The sequence below is a fragment of the Photobacterium profundum genome, assembly GCF_003026285.1.
Lineage (GTDB): Bacteria > Pseudomonadota > Gammaproteobacteria > Enterobacterales > Vibrionaceae > Photobacterium > Photobacterium profundum.
This window is the reverse complement of sequence record NZ_PYOD01000020.1, coordinates 76,277-85,905: the sequence shown is the minus strand read 5'-3', so window position 1 is coordinate 85,905 and position 9,629 is coordinate 76,277. Positions and strand designations below refer to the sequence as shown.

Annotated in this window: 8 protein-coding genes and 4 tRNA genes; 7 read left to right on the top strand and 5 right to left on the bottom strand. The window is 40.7% G+C overall.

The window, feature by feature from the left end:
- Nucleotides 1-4: 4 nt before the first annotated feature.
- From C9J48_RS24780 to C9J48_RS24765, 4 genes are all read left to right on the top strand, one after another.
- Nucleotides 5-81 (top strand) — tRNA-Pro (locus C9J48_RS24780).
- 64 nt (nucleotides 82-145) lie between these two features.
- A tRNA-Pro gene (locus C9J48_RS24775) sits at nucleotides 146-222 on the top strand.
- A gap of 64 nt (nucleotides 223-286) precedes the next feature.
- A tRNA-Pro gene (locus tag C9J48_RS24770) sits at nucleotides 287-363 on the top strand.
- Between the two features lie 64 nt (nucleotides 364-427).
- Nucleotides 428-504: transfer RNA gene (locus tag C9J48_RS24765), tRNA-Pro, on the top strand.
- 96 nt (nucleotides 505-600) lie between these two features.
- Here C9J48_RS24765 and C9J48_RS24760 read toward each other — a convergent pair.
- Complete coding sequence (locus tag C9J48_RS24760) at nucleotides 601-1,461, bottom strand: TraB/GumN family protein (RefSeq protein WP_006232776.1); 861 nt, start codon at nucleotides 1,459-1,461, stop codon at nucleotides 601-603.
- Between the two features lie 237 nt (nucleotides 1,462-1,698).
- Nucleotides 1,699-4,596, bottom strand: a complete 2,898-nt coding sequence (locus C9J48_RS24755; protein ID WP_006232778.1) for a cation transporter — start codon at nucleotides 4,594-4,596, stop codon at nucleotides 1,699-1,701.
- Nucleotides 4,597-4,824: 228 nt separating this feature from the next.
- On the opposite strand from C9J48_RS24755, the gene cueR reads away from it, so the two are divergent.
- Nucleotides 4,825-5,214 carry a Cu(I)-responsive transcriptional regulator gene (gene cueR, locus C9J48_RS24750; protein WP_006232780.1) on the top strand — a complete coding sequence of 130 codons (390 nt, stop codon included), beginning with the start codon at nucleotides 4,825-4,827 and terminating at the stop codon, nucleotides 5,212-5,214.
- Here cueR and C9J48_RS24745 read toward each other — a convergent pair.
- Both C9J48_RS24745 and C9J48_RS24740 read right to left on the bottom strand, forming a co-directional pair.
- The gene (locus C9J48_RS24745; RefSeq protein WP_006232781.1) at nucleotides 5,211-5,651 is read right to left on the bottom strand and encodes a hypothetical protein; all 441 of its coding nucleotides are present in this window, start codon (nucleotides 5,649-5,651) and stop codon (nucleotides 5,211-5,213) included. The two genes, cueR and C9J48_RS24745, sit on opposite strands and share 4 nt — an antisense overlap.
- Nucleotides 5,638-6,273, bottom strand: coding sequence for a winged helix-turn-helix domain-containing protein (locus tag C9J48_RS24740; RefSeq protein WP_006232782.1), 636 nt, complete (start codon nucleotides 6,271-6,273; stop codon nucleotides 5,638-5,640). The genes C9J48_RS24745 and C9J48_RS24740 overlap by 14 nt, the downstream gene beginning before the upstream one ends.
- 678 nt (nucleotides 6,274-6,951) lie before the next feature.
- Here C9J48_RS24740 and C9J48_RS24735 point away from each other — a divergent pair.
- A complete protein-coding gene (locus C9J48_RS24735) occupies nucleotides 6,952-7,911 on the top strand; it encodes an OmpA family protein (protein ID WP_006232783.1) in 960 nt (319 codons plus the stop codon).
- 175 nt (nucleotides 7,912-8,086) lie between these two features.
- Nucleotides 8,087-8,512 carry an META domain-containing protein gene (locus tag C9J48_RS24730; RefSeq protein WP_006232784.1) on the top strand — a complete coding sequence of 142 codons (426 nt, stop codon included), beginning with the start codon at nucleotides 8,087-8,089 and terminating at the stop codon, nucleotides 8,510-8,512.
- Nucleotides 8,513-8,593: 81 nt separating this feature from the next.
- Here the strand turns inward: C9J48_RS24730 and C9J48_RS24725 are convergent, their stop codons facing one another.
- Entirely contained in the window at nucleotides 8,594-9,448 is an 855-nt protein-coding gene (locus C9J48_RS24725) for a thioredoxin family protein (RefSeq protein ID WP_006232785.1), read from the bottom strand.
- Nucleotides 9,449-9,629 lie beyond the last annotated feature (181 nt).

Below are 9,629 nucleotides of genomic sequence, written 5' to 3'. Positions count from 1 at the left end.
ATGTCGGTGAATAGCGCAGCTTGGTAGCGCATCTGGTTTGGGACCAGAGGGTCGGGGGTTCGAATCCCTCTTCACCGACCACTCTTATTTCTATTGGATGTAAGTCGGATAGAATGAATCTGGTAAGATTTAAAATATACAATGTCGGTGAATAGCGCAGCTTGGTAGCGCATCTGGTTTGGGACCAGAGGGTCGGGGGTTCGAATCCCTCTTCACCGACCACTCTTATTTCTATTGGATGTAAGTCGGATAGAATGAATCTGGTAAGATTTAAAATATATAATGTCGGTGAATAGCGCAGCTTGGTAGCGCATCTGGTTTGGGACCAGAGGGTCGGGGGTTCGAATCCCTCTTCACCGACCACTCTTATTTCTGTTTGGTGCAAATCGGATAGAATCAATCTGGTAAGATTTAAAATATACAATGTCGGTGAATAGCGCAGCTTGGTAGCGCATCTGGTTTGGGACCAGAGGGTCGGGGGTTCGAATCCCTCTTCACCGACCACTTTCGAAAGCCTCGTCTTAGGACGAGGCTTTTTTCGTTTCTAGCGTATATTTTCTCTATGCTTAGAGGCTTCTGTTGTTCTTTATGCTTTTCAAATTAGCACTGAACCTTTTTGCTTTTTGTCAGTTGAGTAACCGTGAATCCATTCTGCTTTAACAAATTAGGTAGCCCTTTATCACCAAATAAATGGAATGCGCCTACTACAATCATAAACTTACCTTTCTGGTAAGGTGATCCATTTGTTAATTGGTTAGCCCAGTCTTCATTACGATCAAAAATAAGTACATTATCGATAGCTTCACTGTGTTGGCTTTTTTCAAATAGTGTGGTTAATTTTTGGCTATCACCTGATTTCCAAGCATCAATCAAGCATGTAAATTCGCTACTCATTTTCTCCCAGTCATCAATAGATGTTGTGAGCATTTCTTTACCGTGATCGGGCATACTTTTTAGCATTGATAGCTGTTGTTCAACGCTTTCTAGTTCGAGGATCGGTAAATCTTCGGTCATTGCCCTTCTTAGTAGAATAGTGTCAATACCTTGCTCTGCACTTAAGCCTAATTGAGTGGCAAGTGACATTTGAATACTGATCACTGTTAACCATGGTGGGTTTTTACTAAGAGATGAATAAGGCAGCTTTAAGTCGTTGGCAATTGAAGCGAGTTTTTCAAGTTGTTGATGATTTAGCATTGATGATGTTGTAGGCCCCGACATATCTAAAGGCGCTTGAGAAGGGCGTAGAATATTGGCTTCAACAACGAGGCTGTCTGCCGTTTTCCAGTGCTCTAGAAAGGCTTTAGGCAAAGGGTACATATCATGAGTGCCTGCATGTACAGAGCCTAAAATGATAAATTCTCGGTTAGCGTCTTTGATTTGCCACACAATAGGCTCGGCAAAAACTGATGTCGTTATAAATGGCAGCACCATAAGTGCTTTTGAAAACAAAGTTTTGAACATGGTTAAACCAAAGTTGCTGCAAGAGAGTTTGTTATATCAATTATATCGATAATTTACCATTGCCAGTAGGCTGGAATTGAGAGGGGAAAACGACCGATAAATCGGCCGTTTGGGTGTGATAAAATAGCGTCATTCAATGGGAATGATTAACGGTATTATTTTGCTTTCGTCGCAGGGTGTAACCAAAACCACCAGATGATAAAACCAATAGCGAACAATCCGATAAGAGCAACCATATTATTTCTCCTGCTGATTAGGTTTGAATAAACGTAAGCGGTTTGCATTGCTTACCACGGTGATAGACGATAGAGCCATGGCAGCCCCTGCAATAACAGGGCTTAATAAGGTGCCAGTTAATGGAAATAGCACACCTGCTGCAATCGGAATACCCAACGAGTTATATATGAAGGCACCAAATAAATTTTGCTTCATGTTTTTCAATGTAGCTTTGGATAGTTGAATTGCATCGACAACACCGTGTAAAGAATGGCGCATTAACGCAAACTGGGCACTTTCAATGGCTATATCACTACCGCTTCCCATCGCAATGCCAACCTCAGCCAGTGCGAGCGCTGGGGCATCATTAATACCATCCCCAACCATCGCGACTTTGTGTCCTTGTTGTTGAAGTTCAGCTATTTTTGCAGCTTTTCCATCAGGTAATACGCCTGCAATGACGGTATCAATACCGGCTTCATGGGCGATAGCATTGGCAGTAATCAGTGTGTCTCCTGTTAGCATCACCACATTAAGGTTCATCGCTTTCATTCGTTTTACCGCTGAAATGGAATCTTGACGTAAGGGATCGCTAACCCCCAATACCCCTGCTAGCTGGTTATCAATCGCCATGTAGATAGGGGTTGCCCCTTTGCTGGCAATAATATGAACATCTTCATCTGCAGCATCAATATTAATATGATGCTGTTGAAGTAAACGAGCATTGCCTAATAGAAGTTGGTGTTCACTTACTTTACCTATAACACCAAAGCCTGGTTTGGCTTCGAATGACTGCTGTTTAAGTAGTGAAAGTTCTTCGGTATTGGCGGCATCAATAATTGCACGCGCCAGAGGGTGCTCAGAGCCTTGTTCAAGGCTGGCAGCAAAGCTGAGTAAGTGGTTACTTTGAGTATTGTTGTAGGTATGAATATTAACAACCTGAGGTTTGCCTTCTGTCAGTGTTCCCGTTTTATCGAGCACTACGGTGTCGATATCAGCGGCAAGTTGCATCGCTTCTGCATCTCTAATCAAGATACCATATTCTGCAGCACGACCCACCCCTACGGTTACCGACATTGGAGTTGCTAAACCAAGCGCACAAGGGCAAGCGATGATTAATATTGTCGTTGCTGTGATCAGCATATAGATCGACGAGGGTTCTGGCCCGAAGTAGTACCATGCCATAGCGGTTATAATGGCAATAATCATGACGCTAGGAACGAAGATCGCTGAAATAGTATCTGCTAACCGTGCCAGTGCGGGTTTACTGCTTTGGGCTTGGCGAACTAGCTGGATAATACGCGCTAGCATGGTATTGCTACCAATATGTTCAGCTTTAAAAATTAGGCTGCCATTTTGGTTCATTGTGCCAGCGTGAACTTTATCTCCGGCTTGCTTGTTGGCTGGAATTGGCTCACCAGTCAACATTGATTCATCAATATAGCTTTGACCTTCTTCAACGATCCCATCAACAGGTATTTTTGACCCAGGATGAAGGCGTACCAACATGCCTGCTTGTACGTCGGCGAGTGGCACTTCTTGCTCGTTCCCGTTAATAATAACAATGGCTGTTTGAGGCTGTAGATCGATTAAACGCTCTAATGCTTTTGATGTACGACTACGTGCTTTCGCTTCAAGTGCATGCCCGACGGTGATTAGGCCTAAAATCATTGCACTTGCTTCAAAGTACACATGACGAGCGGGTTCTGGAAAAATATTGGGTGCAATAACCACTAACATTGAAAATAGCCAAGCGGATCCTGTACCAAGTGCGACTAAGGTGTCCATGGTTGCACGGTGGTGTACGAATGCTTTCCAGGCGTTAATAAAGAAATGGCGCCCAGCGGTGATTAATAAAACAAAGGTAACAATGCCAATTACTCCCCAGGCAATTTGACTGCTAGAAGAGTTAATCGTCATATTCCCGCCTAATAGCCCCCAGGCCATTAGAGGAATACCTAGACCGAGAGAAACAAAGGCATTACGCATATGCAGGCGATATGTTGTGTCATTCTGTTTTTGTTGGCGTGCGCGGCGTGTTTGTTCATCAGCACTCAATTCAGCCCCGTAACCCGCATTAATGATAGCCGTTATAATATGTTGGTCAGAGGCTGTACCAGTAACTAATGCAGTACGTTCTGCTAGATTGATATTGGCTTGTTCGACACCAGGCACTGCCAAGATCGCTTTTTCTACTGAAGATACGCAACTTGCACATGTCATTCCAGAAAGCAGGAATTGCAAAGTACTCGAAGAGGCATCTTCTTGTATTGGGGCGATATTAGGTGTGTCTTTTGTATGGTTGGCTTCTGCATCGATGCTATTCACTACAGCCTTTGTGCCATCGACTTCTTTCGCCATAAAGCCAAGTGATTTAATCAGAGATATAAGTGTATCGGCTTCGGTTTTAGCCGTGATAGTCGCCTGCGTTTTACTTATGGTGAAATCGCTAACAGTAGCTTGCTCAGCGAGTGCATTTTCGATTTTTTTGACGCACTTACCGCAATTTAGCCCCGATAAAGAAAAATGAAAAGTGTGTTCAGTAGGCACGGAGTAACCTAACGTTTCAATCAAGGTGATTAAGTTTGGTTCTGTGATTACCCCTGTTACTGATACTTGTGTTTTGGTAACTGAAAAATCAGTGACCTGGTTATTTTCAGCTAGCGCAGCTTCTACCTTTGCCACACATTTACCACATGATAAACCCTGAAGTGGCAATATATGCTGATAGCCCGCCTCGTAGCCCAGTGCTGTAATGGTTGACATGATAGGTGCTAGCTCAACGTTTCCTATAATAATGGCGCGTTGAGTATCTACCTCAACATGCTCGATATTCGGTAAGGTCGTTAAAGCTGTGTGGATTTTGTTCGCACAATTCATACAACGAACTTTTCCGAGAGGAAGGATAAATTCGGTCATGTTTGTCACCTTAGCTACGAGAAGCGATAAGTGGAAAAGTAAAGAATATATTAATTTGATAGTAACAATAAACCTTCTAGTTGGTGTAAGGTCAAGCGAGTTATATAAATTAATTTGGGAAGGGGCTAGCTGGAAGATCGGATAAGAAAATACTTGTCAAAAAGGGAATCTTCACAGAATAATAGAGTCCAATAACCTTACATAAGCTGTAATGTTCAAGAGGCTGGTATGAATATTAGCAACGTCGCAACAAAAACAGGGTTAACCACCAAAACGATCCGATTCTATGAAGGGAAAGGGATTATTACGGTGCCAGAACGTAGCAGTAATGGTTACCGCCTATATGGTGAAAAGCATGTTGCAGAGTTAAATCTTATTCGTCGCTCACGTTTAGTTGGGTTTTCTTTAGAGGAGTGTGGTGAATTACTGGCCTTGTCACGAGATCCTAAGCGTAAAAGTGCAGATGTAAAACTGAAAGCCCAGGAAAAGTTAATTGAAATTGATCATAAAATAGAGGAGTTATTGATGATGAAGAAAACCCTGGAAACATTGACGAAACAATGCCCAGGGAACGAGGGGGCTGCATGCCCAATTATCGAGGGGTTAAGCCAAGATTAAGCGTCTTTATCTAACAAAGACAGCTTGCCCTTGTATTGAATAACCTTCATGGTATCTGATGGGGTATCGGTATAGACCGCCATATGGGCTGGAGATATTTGTTCCATGCTCATTTGATACCAAGAACGTTGATTTAATACATTGATAGCACTCATGACTTCTGGGGTCATTTTTTTAGTATGATCTTCGTGGCTGGTTACTACAATCACGGCATTATTAAAGATATTAAAATACCAACCGTTAAGTACGGTATAGCCGTTATCTTTATCTGGGTAGTCAATTAATGTGTATTGCCCAAGTTTACAGCTGCCAAACTCTTCACGATCACCAATCATGTATTTGAAACTAAAATCGCAGCCTAACCCGTTGATAATAGGAAATAGCAATAATCCTACAAAGGCAATAAACGCTATCAATATGAGTTTACTGTGCTTCATAAATGTTACCTTTAAAATCGATATAGAGAGAACGACTTGCTGTTTTTGGAAGATCTTCTAGATTGAGCAACTCAATATTGCCGCAAATTTCTTGTTCGTTAAAGCTGATGCAAGGCGGCGATTGCCAGCTACTCACCCATAACGTGACCCATGTAAACACCACCACAACAGAAACACTAAAAGATACCGTTTGAAATAGTTGGCGTTTAGATTTGCTTATTGAATGATCATCGTTATGGCTGCTAAAGCTTTTTTTCTCTGACTTTTCTGCATCCATTTCTTCATTAACCAGAGAGATTGGTTCTGGTTGTATCGTATGTTGAATAAAGGTATTTTTGGCAATTGTAAATCCCGCACCTTTAATCGTGATAATAATTTCGATCTTAGTTTTGAATGCTTTTCTTAAATTAGCAATGGCTACATTCAGTGAGTTAGGCACAACAACCTTGTTGGGCCATCCTATCTCTAGCAATTTTTCTCGTGTAATTATCTCGCCATTATTTTCAATCAAATACTGCAAAACTTTAGTTTCGCTCGCACTGAGTTTTGTCGTGCTTTCTGTGGTTCGAAAAGCACTTTTCTGAGGCTCAAAAATGTCATTACCATGCTTATAGATGATCATGTACTGTTACCTATTTATTGTATGCGACAAAACCTGAGGTTTGTCGCTTTCTTATTCTTAATGATGTTTATCAAGACGGCTAAATACACTGAGGGCAATGGTTTTTATATAACACCGTAATGAAACCATGTTCGACAAAGTGCAATATTGGGTATTCGTATGAATATACTCAATGGTATAAAAAGTCAGGCATATTGTTATTTACACATGTTTATTTTTCGAAAGGGATGCTAACAAAATAAAGGATTTATGGAAGAGACGGCCATAAGCGTTGATTGGTTGAATCATTGTTTTAGCGTGTTTTTATTTTCATTTTATAGCTTTCAGAAGTGAGTGGTTTTATAAATGCACTTAACCTGAGTTTGTTTTAAGTTACTGTTAATTATTGCTTTTTATGTTTTTATATTTTTCTCGTGTTGGGTTTTATGTTTTTCAGAACTTGAATTGTGATCTTTATCACTCTTTGTTTTAGTTTTTTTCTGAAAATGTCATGTTTCAGAACTCGTACTGTTGATGGGAATGAATAAAGCTAATTAATAATGAACAACATTTTTATTATTTGTTCAGTAGGGAACTTAGTCGCAGTATGTATCTCGTTCCTGACATGCCCTCGGCAGTACAATAGAAAAAAATCAGTACGCATTAACGAGTGGCCAATTAGAAAATTCGGAGTTTATAATGAAATTGAAATCACTATCTTTATCAGTTCTTGCTGCACTTTCTTTAGGCGTAGCTACTCAAGCGATGGCTGACGATGCAGTTGCAAATGATGCGACTCAATCTGTAGATAAAGCTGGCTTTTGGATCGGTGCTGGTATGGGTATGGGTATCGTTGATAGCAATGACCTGTCTAACGTTGGCGGTACTGGTGAAGCATTTAGCTCTAAATTAGAAGCAGGTTACGACTTCAACAAAAATGTTGGTCTTTACACTAGCTACGATTACATGCATGACCTAGGTAATGCAGATCTACACCTTGGTACTCTTGGTGTTAAGGGTAACTACTACTTTACACAAGACCTATCTGTATTCGGTAAGTTGGGTGCAACTTACATCTTTGCTGAAGGTGAGATCGATGATAGCTTCACTGGTACTGCGGGTGTTGGTCTTGAGTACCAACTAACTAATGCTGTATCAACCAAGATTGGTTACGATTACTACCAGAACCTAGAATTGAACCAAGGTCAAGACACTGACCTACACCAGGTTTACTGGGGTATGACTTACAAGTTTGGTCAACCTGCAACACCAATGATCGTAACTCAGGACGTTGAAGTTGTTAAAGAAGTGCCTGTAGAAGTAACGACAATGACTCGTTCAAACTTCGTACTTCCTTACCAAACTGGTCAAGTTGATGTGAACGACTACGGTCGTTATAACCTGAACGAAGTTGCACAAACGCTGCAAGCAAACCCAGAACTAACCGCTGAAATCATTGGTCGTACTGATTCAACAGGTACTGCTGCAATCAACGCTAAAGTATCTGAAGCACGCGCAAACGCGGTATCTCAGTACTTAATTGACAACGGTGTTGACGCATCTCGCCTAACAGTAACATCTGTTGCTGATCAGAACCCGCTAACAGACGACAGCGGTAAGTCTCTAATCGAGCGTTCTGTTGAAGTTGTAATCAAGTAATTAGAGGTTTAATGCAATAGTGCTAAGGCGTTATTGCATTTTGACTATCTTGATTTCAGGTAACAATTGCAAATGCCGGTTTTACCGGTATTTTTTTATTCAAATTTTAATCACCTTAAATAATTGTGGATATCCGTTACTTAAGGTGATTAGTATCTCGGAAAGTTATAACTATATGATGAACATAATTAAATTTTTCATTTTAGCTATGCTCGCTTTGCCTTTAATTGGGTGCTTTTCAAATCAACAATTATTAAGTGAATCTGATCAATACGTGGGTGAGTGGATTCTTGAGGGGGGGATTAGTATTCCAGGTATCACTAAGCGCCAACCAAGTATGATCATTGAAGAGGATCTAGGTGTAGCAGGTTTTACTGGTTGTAATTTATTTAAAGGGAAATTGAATATCGATGATAGTGCAGTGAATTTCACACTACCTATTATGACGCATAAAATGTGCCTGCCGGAAATCGTTGAGCAAGAGCAAAATATTATGAATGTTTTACGCCATGTAACCAACATTGAGGTGGTGAATGAGACGTTAGTCGTGGATTCTGGTGATCGTTTTTTAGTGTTTGAAAAATCGAATGAACATATTTAATTGATCGTCACTGATTTAAAATTAAAAAGGGCAAAGTAATGTTTATTACTCTGCCCTTTACTATTATGTAATAACGCTTCTTTAATATAAAAGAGAGTACAGCTTACGGCGATATTGCCCAGCTATTGGGTTACCTTGGCCTAATGCGGCAAGTATATCCATCATCGTTTTCTTTGCGCTACCATCTGCAAAGTTTAAGTCTTCCTGTAAAATCGTAATCAATAACTCTAATGCTTCTTCGGTACGGCTTACTTGATTGTACTGAATAGCCAGTTCGAAAGAGACGGCTGAATCTGTTGGGTTAGTGGCAAGTTTATCTTCTAATAAACGGATCTCTGGTGAATCGCTTGCTTGCTTGTGTAATTCAAGTTTCGCCATTAAGCCTTTGTATTTTGCATCTTGATCTTGCATTACAACAGTTGCTAGTAAAGTTTCAGCTTCATCAAATTGAGCTGTTTCCACTAAACATTCAGCGATGGCAAGAGTAACAATGCCTGCTTGTGGGAATGCAGTCGCGAGTTGGCGAAGTACAGGCAGAGCTTGGGAATATTCTTTATTATCGACTAGCGTTAACGCTGCCTTTAACTGTAATTCTTCTTGGCTTGGTAGATGCTTATTTAACATTTCACGCAGGCTAGCTTCTGTTTGAGGACCTGAACTGCCATCTGCGGGTTGACCATCTTTAAATAATGCAACTGTAGGTAAACCTCGAACGCCAAACTGTGAGGCAACCATTTGCTGGGTTTCACAGTTAAGGGTCGCAAGAACAAGTTGCCCTTGATACTCACGAGTAATTTTCTCAAGTATTGCATTTACTTCAAGGGTTTCAGGCATCGATGGTGCCCAAAAGCTGATTGCAACAGGTGTTTGCTTTGATTGCTCAATCACTTGTTGGAGATTCTGTTCTGTCAGTTCAATCGCTAATTGTTCGTACATGCTACTCATCCGTAAATGTTTAAATTTAAAATTTGTCTAAATACCTTGCCAGAGTTAGCGCAAAAATGTGGGGCATTTAACTAAATAATATGGGGATTAATACATGTTTATCAAGAAAGAGAAGGGGGAATGTGAAGTAAAGGCGAAAAAAAGGAGAGTAATCCTCTCCTTTTTAGCCTTG